Source organism: Pseudomonas sp. NFPP24, from assembly GCF_900112095.1.
Taxonomy (GTDB): Bacteria; Pseudomonadota; Gammaproteobacteria; order Pseudomonadales; family Pseudomonadaceae; genus Aquipseudomonas; species Aquipseudomonas extremorientalis.
Genome location: NZ_FOKD01000005.1, coordinates 171,882 through 185,481, shown reverse-complemented (window position 1 = coordinate 185,481; position 13,600 = coordinate 171,882). Strand labels below are relative to the sequence as shown.

General features: G+C 61.6%; 17 protein-coding genes. 10 read left to right on the top strand and 7 right to left on the bottom strand.

The features are described from left to right. Positions 1–21 precede the first annotated feature (21 nt). Positions 22–1,344, top strand: coding sequence for an Nramp family divalent metal transporter (locus BM026_RS12520; RefSeq protein WP_092245833.1), 1,323 nt, complete (start codon positions 22–24; stop codon positions 1,342–1,344). A gap of 23 nt (positions 1,345–1,367) precedes the next feature. On the opposite strand, the gene BM026_RS12515 is transcribed toward BM026_RS12520, so the two are convergent. From BM026_RS12515 to BM026_RS12505, 3 genes are all read right to left on the bottom strand, one after another. Next, positions 1,368–1,745, bottom strand: a complete 378-nt coding sequence (locus tag BM026_RS12515; RefSeq protein ID WP_092245829.1) for a type II toxin-antitoxin system VapC family toxin — start codon at positions 1,743–1,745, stop codon at positions 1,368–1,370. Beyond that, the gene (locus BM026_RS12510) at positions 1,742–2,101 is read right to left on the bottom strand and encodes a type II toxin-antitoxin system Phd/YefM family antitoxin (RefSeq protein WP_256575413.1); all 360 of its coding nucleotides are present in this window, start codon (positions 2,099–2,101) and stop codon (positions 1,742–1,744) included. The genes BM026_RS12515 and BM026_RS12510 overlap by 4 nt, the downstream gene beginning before the upstream one ends. Positions 2,102–2,244: 143 nt before the next feature. Further along, positions 2,245–3,177: a LysR family transcriptional regulator gene (locus BM026_RS12505; RefSeq protein WP_092246176.1), complete on the bottom strand. Its 933-nt coding sequence runs from the start codon at positions 3,175–3,177 to the stop codon at positions 2,245–2,247. A 116-nt stretch (positions 3,178–3,293) separates the two neighbouring features. Here BM026_RS12505 and BM026_RS12500 point away from each other — a divergent pair, with 116 nt between their 5' ends. From BM026_RS12500 to BM026_RS12475, 6 genes are all read left to right on the top strand, one after another. Beyond that, positions 3,294–3,782: a DMT family transporter gene (locus tag BM026_RS12500; protein WP_093513687.1), complete on the top strand. Its 489-nt coding sequence runs from the start codon at positions 3,294–3,296 to the stop codon at positions 3,780–3,782. Positions 3,783–3,786: 4 nt separating this feature from the next. Further along, positions 3,787–4,239, top strand: a complete 453-nt coding sequence (locus BM026_RS12495) for a DMT family transporter (RefSeq protein ID WP_092245820.1) — start codon at positions 3,787–3,789, stop codon at positions 4,237–4,239. 89 nt (positions 4,240–4,328) lie between these two features. Beyond that, a complete protein-coding gene (locus BM026_RS12490; RefSeq protein ID WP_081049255.1) occupies positions 4,329–4,499 on the top strand; it encodes a metallothionein in 171 nt (56 codons plus the stop codon). A 120-nt stretch (positions 4,500–4,619) separates the two neighbouring features. Next, entirely contained in the window at positions 4,620–5,384 is a 765-nt protein-coding gene (locus tag BM026_RS12485) for an AraC family transcriptional regulator (RefSeq protein ID WP_092245816.1), read from the top strand. Between the two features lie 88 nt (positions 5,385–5,472). Further along, a complete protein-coding gene (locus BM026_RS12480) occupies positions 5,473–5,646 on the top strand; it encodes a DUF1427 family protein (RefSeq protein WP_076955279.1) in 174 nt (57 codons plus the stop codon). Between the two features lie 29 nt (positions 5,647–5,675). Then, on the top strand, positions 5,676–6,635 hold the full coding sequence (locus BM026_RS12475) for a quinone oxidoreductase family protein (protein WP_093513686.1): 960 nt from the start codon (positions 5,676–5,678) through the stop codon (positions 6,633–6,635). Positions 6,636–6,644: 9 nt separating this feature from the next. On the opposite strand, the gene BM026_RS12470 is transcribed toward BM026_RS12475, so the two are convergent. The 3 genes from BM026_RS12470 to BM026_RS12460 all read right to left on the bottom strand — a co-directional run bounded on the left by BM026_RS12470 (position 6,645) and on the right by BM026_RS12460 (position 9,728). Continuing rightward, positions 6,645–7,673, bottom strand: a complete 1,029-nt coding sequence (locus tag BM026_RS12470) for a purine-nucleoside phosphorylase (RefSeq protein ID WP_093528749.1) — start codon at positions 7,671–7,673, stop codon at positions 6,645–6,647. Between the two features lie 14 nt (positions 7,674–7,687). Next, the gene (locus BM026_RS12465; RefSeq protein ID WP_092245807.1) at positions 7,688–8,635 is read right to left on the bottom strand and encodes a nucleoside-specific channel-forming protein Tsx; all 948 of its coding nucleotides are present in this window, start codon (positions 8,633–8,635) and stop codon (positions 7,688–7,690) included. A gap of 172 nt (positions 8,636–8,807) precedes the next feature. Then, complete coding sequence (locus BM026_RS12460; protein ID WP_093528746.1) at positions 8,808–9,728, bottom strand: AraC family transcriptional regulator; 921 nt, start codon at positions 9,726–9,728, stop codon at positions 8,808–8,810. A 262-nt stretch (positions 9,729–9,990) separates the two neighbouring features. Here BM026_RS12460 and BM026_RS12455 point away from each other — a divergent pair, with 262 nt between their 5' ends. Together BM026_RS12455 and BM026_RS12450 are read left to right on the top strand one after the other, a co-directional pair. Continuing rightward, complete coding sequence (locus tag BM026_RS12455) at positions 9,991–11,250, top strand: ABC transporter substrate-binding protein (RefSeq protein WP_371914390.1); 1,260 nt, start codon at positions 9,991–9,993, stop codon at positions 11,248–11,250. 19 nt (positions 11,251–11,269) lie between these two features. Then, positions 11,270–12,043, top strand: a complete 774-nt coding sequence (locus tag BM026_RS12450; protein WP_093528744.1) for an L-iditol 2-dehydrogenase — start codon at positions 11,270–11,272, stop codon at positions 12,041–12,043. A gap of 63 nt (positions 12,044–12,106) precedes the next feature. On the opposite strand, the gene BM026_RS12445 is transcribed toward BM026_RS12450, so the two are convergent. Beyond that, positions 12,107–12,799 (bottom strand): NUDIX hydrolase, encoded by a 693-nt coding sequence (locus BM026_RS12445; protein ID WP_093528741.1) that lies wholly within the window; start codon positions 12,797–12,799, stop codon positions 12,107–12,109. A 146-nt stretch (positions 12,800–12,945) separates the two neighbouring features. Between BM026_RS12445 and BM026_RS12440 the strand changes: the two genes are divergently transcribed. Next, entirely contained in the window at positions 12,946–13,593 is a 648-nt protein-coding gene (locus BM026_RS12440) for a nicotinamidase (RefSeq protein ID WP_071491255.1), read from the top strand. Positions 13,594–13,600: the final 7 nt, after the last annotated feature.

Here is a 13,600-nt window from a genome sequence, read left to right as displayed (position 1 = left end):
TATGTTTGCCTGGGATACCGCGTGAAATTCAGCCTGCCGAAAATTGCTACCGCCCCGTTCTGCCCGCCGGAAGTGGCCGGCTCCGTTGCCGTTGACCCTAAGGCCTCGTTCTTCAAGCGCATGTTGATGTTCGCCGGCCCTGGCTTGCTGGTCTCCATCGGCTATATGGACCCGGGCAATTGGGCCACGGCCATCGAGGCCGGTTCGCGCTACGGCTACAGCCTGTTGTTCGTGGTGTTGCTGGCCAGCCTGGCCGGGATGGCGGTGCAGTGCCTGTGCTCGCGGCTGGGCATCGCCACCGGCAAAGACCTGGCGCAGCTGTGCCGTGAGCGCTACAGCAAGGGTTCCGCTCGTACCCAATGGGTGCTGGCGGAAATCTCCATCATCGCCACCGACCTTGCCGAAGTGTTGGGCTGTGCCCTGGCATTCCACTTGCTGCTGGGGGTATCGCTGACCACCGGCATTGTGATCACCGCCTTTGACACGCTGTTGGTCCTGGCCCTGCAAAACCGGGGTTTCAGGCGCCTGGAAGCGATCATGCTGGCGCTGGTGGCGACCATCGGCGTGTGTTTCTTTATCGAACTGGTGCTGATCAAGCCGTACTGGCCGGACGTGTTCGGTGGTTTCGCCCCGTCACTCTCGGCCATCAGCGACGCGGCGCCGCTGTATCTGGCCATAGGTATCCTCGGGGCCACCGTAATGCCCCATAACCTCTACCTGCACAGCTCCATCGTGCAAACCCGCTTGATCGGCAAGGACCTCGCCAGCAAAGTGGATGCGGTCAAGCTGGCGCGTATCGACACCATCGGTTCATTGGCCCTGGCGCTGCTGGTCAACGCCGCGATCCTGATTCTCGCCGCCGCCGCTTTCCACAAGACCGGCCACACCGAGGTGGTCGAGATCCAGGACGCCTACCACCTGCTCGACCCGCTGGTGGGCGGTGCCTTTGCCAGCATCTTGTTCGGTATTGCGCTGTTGGCGTCCGGGCAAAGCTCTACCTTTACCGGCACCATCGCTGGGCAGGTGATCATGGAGGGCTACCTCAACCTGCGCATCCCCTGCTGGCAACGTCGTCTTATCACCCGTGGGTTGGCGCTGATTCCGGCGTTTGTGGGGGTATGGCTGATGGGCGACGATGCCATCGGCAAATTGCTGATCCTCAGCCAGGTGGTCCTCAGTCTGCAGTTGCCGTTCGCGCTGTATCCGTTGATCCGCATGACCGGCGATAAACAGCTGATGGGGCCATTCGTGAATCGGCTACCAACGCGGTTGCTGGCGTGGTTTCTGTTTGCGCTGATCAGTGGGGCGAATGCCTGGTTGATTGGGCAGTGGGTGTTTGGTTGAGGTGGTGCTGTCGTCGAGATGAGTTAGACCAGGATCGCCAAGGACGTGTATTGGGCGATGCCTGGATCGGCCGTCAATAGCCTCATGGGTTCGCTCATGGCTGTCGCTACGATGAGCCGATCAAAAGGGTCCTTGTGATGGTGTTCGAGATCCTTGACCGCGATGGCATGTTCCGAGGTGACGGGCAGCTCGACAAATCCGCTTTCCAGGCAGTACTCACGGATTTCATCCAGATCGACAGCGAGTTTCCCCAGGCCGACCTTGATTGCCATCTCCCAGAATGTCGCAGCGCTGATGTAGACCTCTGCGGCATTCTCAATCAGCTTCCTGGCTTTGCCGGATAGCCTGGGGTCTTCCGTCAGGGTCCAAAGCAGAATGTGGGTGTCCAACAGCACTCTCATGCAGGCTTGCCTTCGAAGGCATCCAGCAGATCGTCAGGCAAAGGTGCGTCGAAGTCTTCGGGAATGATGAACCTGCCTTTCATGGCACCGATTCTGCGACCCTTGGATTTCCCCATGGGCACAAGCTGTGCCATCGCACGTCCATGTTTGGCTATGGTGATGACCTTGCCCGCAGCGGCCTCATCCACCAGTTTTGACAGATTGTTTTTCGCTTCGCCCAAAGGAACTGTGATCATCTGGTTATCCCCATATTTTGGCCAAATATAGCCAAAACTGGGTGCGCTATCAAAGACGGCCAGACCACTGGCGGACGCGGCACGCTCAGATCGCGATGGTTTGTGATACGTGACTTTCATGGCAGTTCTCTAAAGGAAGATATCGCAAAAGTCTGCCGTATAAGGCTTGGCCAGAAGAATACTGGCCCGGAAAAACAGAATGGAACTACTTCCTCCTGTAAGAAAATTCCTGATGTGGCGATGTTTCTCCCGAGCCTCTTTGCTCACCGATCCCAATACGGCACCCCCCCAAAACACTCCACAAAATAATCAATCACCGTCCGCACCTTCAGCGACAAGCGCCGGCTGCCCGGCCACAGTGCCGCAATCTGCTGCGGTTCCAGGGTTGTCGCCACTTCATAGTCGGTCAGCACCGCCTGCAACGTGCCTGCGCGCAAGCCTTCGCCGATCAACCAGGAGGGAAACACCACCAGCCCCAGCCCTTGCTCGGCGGCATGGGTCAAGGTGTCGGCATGGTTGCCGGTGATCGGGCCCTTGACGCTGTAGGGCGTCCAGTCGCCCTGGCCCTTGCGAAAGAACCAGCGCTGCTGGCCGGTGATGCCTTTGTAGGCCAGGCATTGATGGTTGCTCAGTTCGTCGGGGTGCTGCGGGGTGCCATGCCGGGCCAGGTAGGCGGGGCTGGCGGCGATGCGAAAGCGTTGGGGCGCGAAGATGCGGGCCTGCATGCTGGAATCGTTGAGCACGCCGATGCGGAACAGCAGGTCGGTACCGTCCTGCAGTGGGTCGACGTAGGTGTCGGTCTGCTGGATGTCCAGTTGCAGCTTCGGATAGCGTCGGCACAATTCGCCCAGCCACGGTGACAGGTGACGCTGGCCAAATACCATGGGTGCATTGATGCGCACCAGGCCGCTGGGCTCGCTTTCCTGTTCCTGCAACGCCTGGCCGGCGGCTTCCAGTTGTTCCAGCATCAACCGCGCATGCCGCCCCAGCAGCCGACCGGCTTCGGTGGGGCTGACCGCGCGGGTGTGACGGTACAGCAACTGTTGGCCAAGGGCCTGTTCCATCAGCTGTATCTGCCGGGAGATAGAGGAGGGTGCCAGGCCTTCGCGGCGAGCTACTTCGGAGAAGCTGCCCAGGTCCAGAACGGCCACGAACAGGCGCAGCGCCTTGAAACTCAATTCATTCAAGCCTTGCATCATGTCTCCAGGCTGTGCGTTTTGCACAAAGGTGTTGTCGACATGCTCCCATTTATCGCACAGCACGGCCACCGGATAATGCGCGCCTTGTTTCCTTTCTTGAGCGCGGGTGATGTATGCAAGCAAGTTCCATCGAGGGTGTGGCGCAAGCCAGGCCGAAAAAAAACGTCATGAGGTTGCTGTTGCTGCCGCTGGTGATCCTGGCCGGCATGGGCCTGTCGGTAGAGGCCGGGTTGCTCGGCCCGCTGGGTGTGCAGGTCGGCCACTTGTGGGCGACCCTGAGCATTTTCGGGGTGGGCTCGGCGATCCTGTATCTGCTGCTGTTGTTCAGTGGCCCGCAAAAAGGCCCGGCGCTCTCCGAACTGCCGCGCTGGCAGTTGATCGGCGGTTTCCTGGGACCGATCTATGTGGTCGTGCTGACCCTGGCCACGCCGCACATCGGTATTGCGATGACCATGATCGCGATTTTGTCCGGGCAGGTCGGCAAGAGCGTGCTGATCGACCATTTCGGCTGGTTCGGCTCGGCGCGCAAGCGGGTCAATGGCGAACGCTGGATTGCTCTGGCGCTGATTGTGGTGGCACTTGTTCTGATTGCACGAGGTTAAGGCGATGAATCTGATTCTGTTACTGGTAGTGGTGGTCGCCGCAGGTGCGGTGTTGAGCGTGCAAGCGGCGATCAACGGTCGCCTGGGCCAGGCGGTGGGGGTGTTGCGTGGCAGCCTGGTGACCTTCTCGGTGGGGGCGATTGTCACCGCGTTAATGATTTTCTTCTTTGAACCCGTCCAGGCGGTGAGCCTGCTGGACGTGCCGAAATGGCAACTGACCGGTGCGTTGTTCGGTGTGGTGTACATGATGGTGATGGTCGGCGCGGTGCCGGTGGTCGGCACGGCCGTTGCCACCGTCGCGGTGATCGTCGGCCAATTGGGCATGGGCATGCTGATCGACAACTTCGGCTGGCTGGGCAACCCGGCCATCGAGCTGTCGAGCGGCCGCATCGTGGCGATGGCCTGCCTGGCGTTGGCGCTGGTGTTCATGTATCGCAGCAATACCCGCACCGACTGATGGCTTGAACCAACGAAGGCGGGCCGCAGTCACTGCTTAAGGTGTCGGCGTCCGCCGCACCGGGACGACCATGAAGAAGGAGTCTGACCATGCCAGATAAAACCTGTGCCTGCCCACACTGCAAATGCGTGCTGGGACCTGATGCGGTCATGAAGGACGGCAAGGGCTATTGCTGCCAGGGCTGTGCCGAGCACCATGCCCATGGTGAGCCGTGTGCGGCTGCGACGGGGTGTGAATGTGCCAAGTCTGCCAAAGGCTAGCGGTGTTTGAACCGGTGGGAGCATGCGTGCTCCCACACGGTTTGCGGGCCGCAAAAATCACTCGGATTGTCGTGCGGCGGTGATTACCATAGCGACTCTCCTTCGAATGATGTGCATCCCATGGCCCTGGCCGCGCCGCCTGACCTCAGTGATCCTGCCGTTCCCGTGCAACCTTTGGCGCGCACCTATCCGCGTGGGCTCTACATTGAGCCCCACAGCCACGACTGGGGCCAGTTGCTCTATGCCATGAGCGGCGTGATGTGGGTCGACACCCCGCAGGAAGCGCTGGTGGTGCCGCCACAGCGTGCCGTATGGCTGCCGCCCGGCGTGGAGCATGGTATCCGCGTGGTCTCGGACTTGCAGATGCGCAATATCTACCTGCGCCCGGCCCTGGCGGCAACGCTGGACAGCCAGGTGCAGGTGATCGAAGTCGGTGGGTTGTTGCGCGAGCTGATCGTCACGTTGGTGGACGAGGGCGACAACGGTGAGGTGGCTTACTACGACGCGCTGGTCAGCCTGGCCTTGCTGGAGCTGCAACGGGCGCGTCGCTCGCCGATTCGCATCGCCATGCCGGTGGAGGCCGACCGCCGGCTGATCAATGCCTGTCAGGCGGTCATGGCTGCGCCGTCCCTGGAGATCCCTTTCGAGCAGCATGCCGAAACCGCCGGCGCCAGCGTGCGCACCCTGGCGCGGCTGTTCCAGACCCACCTGGGCATGGGCTTTGCCGAATGGCGCCGCCAGGTGCAACTGGCCACGGCGGTGGCAGAGTTGATCCAGGGCCAGTCGGTCAGCGCCATCGCGCGTTCCCTGGGGTATTCGCCCAGCAGTTTCAGCGACATGTTCCGGCGTGAACTCGGTGTGGCGCCCTCGCAATACGTGGGCTGAGGGGTTGGCCGAAATCCTGAAGCACTTGGCCGATGCTTCAGGCTGGTGCTCTCTACACTGAGCGCATCCACCCACAAGGCGCTGCCCCATGAACTACCTCATTTCCCTGGCCATCGGCCTGTTTGTCGGCGTGATCTACGGCGCCCTCGACTTCCGCTCGCCCGCACCGCCGGCCATCGCCCTGATCGGCCTGATGGGCATGTTGCTGGGTGAAAAGCTCTGGCCCATGGGGCGGCAGCTGGTGGGCACCTGGTTCTCCTGATCTCTTTTTCTCTTCGATGGATATTGGCCATGAAAGCACTGCAATTTACTGCCACCGGCGACCTCAACAACCTGCGCTTTGTCGACGTCGCCACCCCGGTGCCGGCCGTGGGTGAAGTGCTGGTCCAGATCAGGGCTGCTGGCCTCAACCCCAGCGACGTCAAAAACGTGCTCGGTCGTTTTCCCTATACCACCTTGCCGCGCATCCCCGGCCGTGATTTCGCCGGGGTTGTGGTTGAAGGTCCGCAGGCGCTGGTCGGCCAGGAGGTGTGGGGCACCGGCCGTGACCTGGGCTTTTTTGCCGACGGCTCCCATGCCCAGTACCTCACCGTGTCGGCCAAGGGCGTGGCACATAAGCCTACCCACCTGAGTTTCGCCCAGGCCGCGAGCCTTGGTGTGCCGTACACCACCGCCTGGGATGCACTGGAGCGCAGTGGCGTGACCCAGGGCACACGCCTGCTGGTGATCGGCGCCAATGGCGCGGTGGGCAGTGCGACCCTGGCCCTGGCGAAGATCCGTGGCGCCCAGGTGCTGGCCGCCGTACGTCGCCCGGAACAGGTTGAAGTCTTGCAGAGCCAGGGCTTCGCCGCGATTGTCCTGGGCAAGCCGGAAGACCTGGGCGCGCACGTCAACGCCGTGTTCAAGGGCGGTGCGGATGTGATCTTCGACACCACCGGTTTCTGGCTGCCCGCCGCCGTGGCAGGCCTGGCACCGTTCGGCCGCATCGCTATTATCGCCGCACCGGTGGACGGCCATGTACAACTGCCGGCCCTGGCGTTGTACCGCAAGGGCGGTTCGGTGGTGGGGATCAATTCGTTGCTCTACAACTGCGAGCAGTGCGCGGTGATGCTGGAGCAGTTCGGGCGGTTCTTCGATGAAGGCTTGTTGCCGCTGCCCACCGGCCTGCGTGAAGTCGCGCTGGCCGATGGGGTGCAGTGCTTCGAAGAGGTGAACCAGGGCAGCGCAGACAAGCTCATCTTCCTGCCCTGATCCTGGCGGTCATGCCTCGGGAACACCTGTTTCCCAGACCGACCAGTTGTTGAGGATCGCCTGTACCAGCGGGTTGCCCGTGCGGTACAGGTTCTCCAGCGCCGGGACAAAACCGCCCTGGTCCGCGTACTTCAACAGGTTATCCACTTCGCTGTAGCCCGGGTACGGCCGGTCGAAATCCGAACCGGCCCGCACCACCGCCAGGCGCTGGATGTCCACCAAACCTTCGCGGCTGGCGCGCAGCAGCGCTTCATAGGTGGAGTTGTCTTCCTGCTGCGTGGTGCAGTATTCGCCTTTGTTGTCGGTCAGCAGCTTGGTCCACACCTCGGCGCGCTCGCTCAAACGCGTGCCGGAGAACCAGGTGTTGCCCGCCAGGGTGTCGCAGCGCGTAACTTGTGGCGGCTGGTTGGCCGGGGCGGCCGGGTAGTATTTGCGCCAGGCGCTGGATTCCTTGCTTTCCGTCAGCTCGACCTTCTGTGACAGGGCAAACGCCTTGGCCTGCAATTTGGGGTTCAGCTCAAACACTTCGGTCTTGTAGTCCAGCGGTGGTTTTTCGTTGGGGCCCTTTGTGTTGATGCCGAGATAGCCGGTCGGCCAATCCTTCGGCGCATCCCGTGAATCCAGCTCCCATTGGGTGCCGAATTCCACCAGGTAATGCGCCCACGCGGCGGTGCCGATCGTGCCGTGCTTGGGGCTGATACCGGCGATCCCGGCGATCAGGAAATAGCTTTGGCGCAGGTCGAACTTGGGCGAAAGGGCCAATGCCAGGGTGGAAGCCGCGGCGTTGGTCTGGCCCATGCCGGTGACCAGCAGGCACACATCCCGGGTATTGCAGCGGATCACCGGATATTCGGCGGACAGGCCCGGTACGCGCACTTCCTGCTTGAGTTCCAGGCGGTCGATCCAGGTTTGCGCCTCAGGGGCGAACATGGTGATCAGCATCACCTTGGGCTTGATCGGCGCGGGTGCATCGGCCAGCACCACCTGGGGCAGAAAGGCCAGGCCAGCGGCCATTGAGAGACGGGTCAATGCGTTCATCTAAAGCTCCTTGATCAGAATTGATAGCCCACGCCGGCGTAGTAACCCCAACCGTCCGAGCGGGCGCGGAAATTGCCTTCGCCGAAATTCAACTCGCTGCCGTCTTCCCAGTTGCCGCCGTTATGAAAGTAACGGCCGACCAGGGTGAAGCGCAGATGGGTAAACGAATACAGCAGCACGTTGGTGGCCACCAGCGAGTTGGCGGTGCGCGCCGGATTGTCCTTGTGCAGGTCCGAGCCAAAATCGTAGTTGGTAAAGCCGATGTAGGTCAGTGAAGCACCGTTATCGAATTTGCCGATCGGCACGATGTACTTCATTTGCGCACGGTAGCCGTCCCAGGAATATTCGTTGCTGGCGCCATAGTTTTCCCACTGGTAACGCCCGTAGAAGTTGGCCGACAGGTTGACCCGCGAGTGGGTGTCGATATCGGTGCCCAGGCCGCTGTACAGCGTATTGGCGCGGTTGGCCTTGTTGCTGCCGTGGTCGTAGATCCAGTCGAAGGCCACGTACCATTCCTTGAACGGCCCGATGGCCAGGCTGCGGCCCGCCAGGTAGTCGATGGAAATCCGCGGCTCATGCTCCATGAACACCGGCGAGCCATGGTCCCACACGCCCTTGTCATTACTGTTACCGATGGTGAGGATCTTCGGCACGTCGATATAGCCGTACAACTCGAAAGGCCCCTTGCGGCCGAAGTACTCGTACTCCAGGTACACGTCATCCTGCGGCTTGGGGCCGAAGCTGATGTCTTTGCTGCCGATCAGCGTCAGGTCCTGGTTGAACCAATCCGACAGGTACACGCCTTTTTTCGCCGGGTTGGCTTCCGGGCTGAGGGTTTCGCCCTGCGCTGAGTCATCGACGGGTTTTTCCTGCGCCAAAAGGGGCGCGCTGAGTAGTCCCGTAACGGCGGTCAGTAGCAAGGAAACACCAAAGCAGGTAGGACGCCTTGAGGTGGAATGCATTGAAAATCCCTATTCGTACGCGGTTTGAACCCGATTCTTCGGGTAGAGGTGAACTTGGTCGCCAAGTTCGTACCGCAAACGTTTGCACAGGCTGTACCAACTTTGCTCAATCGATTGATCAGCTTGGAAAAAAACAGGATTAGTCGACCTTTTGGTCAGAATTGACCGGGTGTCATTTTTCGATGCGGTGGAACAGGTGCGTCGCGGTTTCCCGTCGATAGTCACTCGGCGTCTGGTTCATCTCGATGCGAAAGTGCCGGTTGAAATTCGACAGGTTGGCGTAGCCCACTTCAAAGCAGATGTCCGCCACCGACATATCGCTTTGCAGCAACAGCCGACAGGCGCGCTGCACCCGGAACTTGCGCATCAGGTCGATAAAGCCGTGGCCGGTGTTGCGCTTGAAGAAGCGCGAAAAGCCCGGTTCGCTCATCTCCAACTGTTGTGCGATCACCGACAGGCGCACGTCGCCGGTCAGCTCGCGCATCAAATAGTCGAATGCCTTGTTGATGCGTTCGGCGCTGCGTGCATCCAGGGTCGGCGCGTAGCAGGGGCTGGCCAGGGCCTTGGCCTGCTGGGGCGGGGCGTTTTTCAGGGTGTCGAGCAATTGCAGGAACAGGATCAAGCGTTGCAGGCCCTGGGCGTTGCCGATGGCTTCCATCAGGTGGGCGGCGTGCAGCGCCGTGTCCCCGGTGAACTCCAGGCCACGGCGAGCCTGTTCGAACAACGGCTGCAGGTCGCCCAGCTCCGGCAGGGTGTTGCGCAGGGCGAGGAGGGCGGCGCCGTCGAATTGCAGCACCACGTCGCGGCCGCTCAGGTATTCGCCGGGGGCCAGTTCGCCGATCCAGTCGTGGGGCAGGTCGGGGCCGATCAGTGCGACATGCCCGGCGCTGAATGCACCGATGTAGTCGCCCGCTACGAGTTTGCCGCTGCCTTGGCGGATCAGGTGGATTTCGAATTCGGGGTGGTGGTTCCAACGCGCCAGGTCGTAGGGGTAGTCGTGTTCGAACCAGCGGAAACAGTGGTCCGGCTCGGGCAGGATCACTTCCAGTTCGGCGGGGCGGTGCTCGAACAGTGTGGCACGGCTGAGGGGCATGAGCGGACTTCTTGGGGTTCTTGTAATCACTTCAAAATACGCGCCTCGGGCGTTCAGGCGCTACCCCCGCTTGCGTCCGGCACTGATACTTTTTTAACTCGCACGCCCGGGTTAAAAAAGTATCAGTCGAGCATCCGCCACGGGTTTGTGAGGGCCTGGCCAAGCTGCTGTAATCGGCGCTCAACAACAAAAACAACAGGTGGAAACCGCCATGTTCAAGCTCCCGCAAGTGTTGTTCCTGCTGTCCGGCCTGGCGCTGGCCATGCCCAGCCACGCTGCCGACACCGTCACCATCGCCACGGTCAACAACAGTGACATGATCCGCATGCAGCGCCTGTCCAAAGTGTTCGAAGCCCAGCACCCGGACATCACGCTCAACTGGGTGGTGCTGGAAGAAAACGTGCTGCGCCAGCGCCTCACCACCGACATCGCTACCCAGGGTGGGCAATTCGATGTGCTGACCATCGGCACCTACGAAACCCCGCTCTGGGGCGCCAAGCACTGGCTGGAACCCTTGGCCCAGCTGCCGGCCGATTACGATGTCGACGATATCTTCCCCTCGGTACGCCAGGGCCTGTCGGTCGACAACACCCTCTATGCCTTGCCGTTCTACGGCGAAAGCACTGTCACCTACTACCGCACCGACCTGTTCCAGCAGGCGGGCCTGAGCATGCCGGCGCACCCCACCTGGACCCAGCTCGGTGAGTTCGCTTCCAAGCTCACCGCCAAGGACAAGGGCCAATACGGCATGTGCCTGCGCGGCAAGGCCGGCTGGGGCGAGAACATCGCCTTGCTCAGCACCATGGCCAACGCCTTTGGCGCGCGCTGGTTCGACGAGCAGTGGAAGCCCGAGCTGACCAGCCCCGAGTGGACCGCGGCCGCCAACTTCTATGTCAACACCCTCAAACAGTACGGCCCGCCGGGCGTGTCCAGCAATGGCTTCAACGAAACCCTGGCGCTGTTCAATAGCGGCAAATGTGCAATCTGGGTCGATGCCAGCGTCGCCGGCTCCTTCACCACCGATAAAAGCCAGAGCAAAGTGGCCGACAGCGTAGGCTTTGCTGCCGCGCCCACCGAGGTCACCGATAAAGGTTCGTCCTGGCTCTACGCCTGGTCCCTGGCGATCCCGGCCACTTCCAAACACAAGGACGCCGCCAAGGCCTTTATCAGTTGGGCGACGTCCAAGGACTACATCCAACTGGTGGCCGACAAAGAAGGCATCACCAACGTGCCGCCAGGCACCCGCCAGTCCACCTACAACGAGGCGTATCTGCAGGCGGCCCCGTTTGCCCGGGTGACCCTGGAGATGATGAAACACGCCGACCCCGCGCATCCGTCCGTCAAGCCGGTGCCGTACGTGGGTATCCAGTACGTGACCATCCCCGAGTTCCAGGCCATCGGCACCTCGGTCGGCAAGCTGTTCTCGGCGGCGCTGACCGGTGGCATGTCGGTTGACCAGGCCTTGCTGCAAGCGCAGTCCACCACCGAGCGCGAGATGAAACGCGCCGGCTATCCGAAGTAACTTTTGACGGGACCTACTGATGAAACGACTGGAAGGTAAAAGCGCGCTGATCACCGGATCGGCGCGCGGTATCGGCCGCGCCTTCGCCCAGGCCTACATCGAAGAGGGCGCTACAGTCGCCATCGCCGATATCAACCTGCAACGGGCCCAGGCCACGGCTGCCAAGCTGGGCCCGCAGGCCTACGCCGTGGCCATGGACGTCACCGACCAGGCCTCTATCGACGGCGCGATTGCCGCCGTGGTGGCCCAGGCCGGCAAGCTGGATATCCTGGTCAACAACGCTGCGCTGTTCGACTTGGCACCCATCGTCGACATCACCCGCGACAGCTACGAGCGGCTGTTCTCGATCAACGTCGCCGGTACGCTGTTCACCCTGCAAGCCGCGGCGCGGCAGATGATCCGCCAGGGCCATGGCGGCAAGATCATCAACATGGCCAGCCAGGCCGGACGGCGCGGCGAGCCACTGGTGGCGATCTACTGCGCGACCAAGGCGGCGGTGATCAGTCTGACGCAATCGGCTGGGTTGAACCTGATCAGGCAGGGCATCAACGTCAATGCCATTGCGCCGGGTGTGGTGGACGGCGAGCACTGGGACGGGGTGGATGCGCTGTTTGCCAGGCATGAAGGGCTGGCTCCGGGAGAGAAGAAGAAGCGGGTAGGGGCCGAGGTACCCTTTGGACGGATGGGTACGGCGCAGGACCTGACCGGAATGGCGATCTTCCTGGCGTCAAAAGAGGCCGACTACGTGGTGGCGCAGACCTACAATGTCGATGGCGGCAACTGGATGAACTAGGGCCCAATGTGGGAGGGGCAAGCCCCCTCCCACAGTTGAGCCTCTTTGTTCGTTGATTCGGGGCTAGTCCGCAAAACTGCGGTCGAAGAAGTAAATCTCTCCAGGCTTCAGGTTCTCCACCGTCGCCTGGGGCCTGCCGCCTTCACCCTGCTTCTTGCGCCCGGTCTCGCGCAGATACCCTGCCTCCGTCAGCTTCAACAACCGCTGGCGAATACTGGTCTTCAACACCGGCCGCGCCAGCACCAGGGAGAAAATCGTGGTCGCGTCCGGTGCGCTGAATTCATTGCCCAGAAACATCAGCGGCAAGTTGCTGTACAACGACTTGGAAAACAAACGGTCCTGCACCGCTGCCACAATGCTGTTGTGATCGAACGGCAACTTGATGCCGCCACTCGCCACCGCTGTCAGCGAATACCAGCCCTGGTGCTCACTTAGCGTCACGTCCTCGTTCACGATCGCCAGGTAATAGGTGGACGACGACCAGCAGCGCGGATCGCGAAACGCATCCCCCACCGTCCCCACCTGTTCGCTCCAGGCCAGGTCCAGCCCGACCTTGTCACTCGCCCGCAAGCGCTCCACCGCAGCCTGGAGGCTCAGGTCCTGCACGCCGCCATTTACCACCACGCCCGGCAGCGCCCAGTGCCCGGCGAAGGGCTCGGCGTCGCGCTGGTTCAGCAGCAGTTTCAGCTCGCCAGAGAGGCGGCAGTAAGACAGCACGCACAGGTCGACGGTATGGAGGTAGGCGCTACGAGGCATGTGATGTCCTTCTAAACAGCAGTGCGGCACAGTCTAACGGATCGAACAGATATGTCATGTACTGAGTCCAGGATAGATACGCAAATGTTTGTTGCAATGAAAGTACATGACGTGTACTTTTGTTTCCAGGCCACAGGAGAACCACCATGACCCTCGCGACAACCGCCATTGCCTCATTCGACGTCGACGCCCAGAAGAGCTTCACGCCGCTGTGCCCCAACGAGTTGCCGGTGGCCGGCGGTGACCGGATCGGCGCCGAGCTCAACTACATGGCCAGCCTTGCCGGCCATCGTGTCGGCAGTAAGGACGCCCACACCCCGCACGCGCCCTGGGTGGTGGCGCAGCACAGCGACATGCTGCAACCCACCGGCCTGGCCCATGCCGATGTCACTTGGGTCAGCCACTGTGTACCCGGCACCGAGGGCTTCACCCTGCTGGATGAGTTGCCCACGCCTTATGACTACGACTACTTCATCTGGAAAGGCGTCGAACCCGACCTGCATCCCTACGGCGCCTGCTACCACGACCTGCACGACAAGCTGTCCACCGGCGTCATCGAGTATTTGAAAGCCCAAGGCGTGGTTCGCGTGATCGTCGGCGGCCTGGCCCTGGATTACTGTGTCAAGACCACCGCGTTGCAGTTGCTCAAGGCCGGCCTGGAAGTGGTGCTGCACTTGCCGGCGTGCCGAGGCATCAGCGAGGAGGGCGGTGTACAGGCGGTCAATGAGTTGCTCAAGGCCGGTGCCGCTATCAGCCGCACCCGCGAAGAACTGGCCGCAATGGCCACGCGTTAAGGAGAGA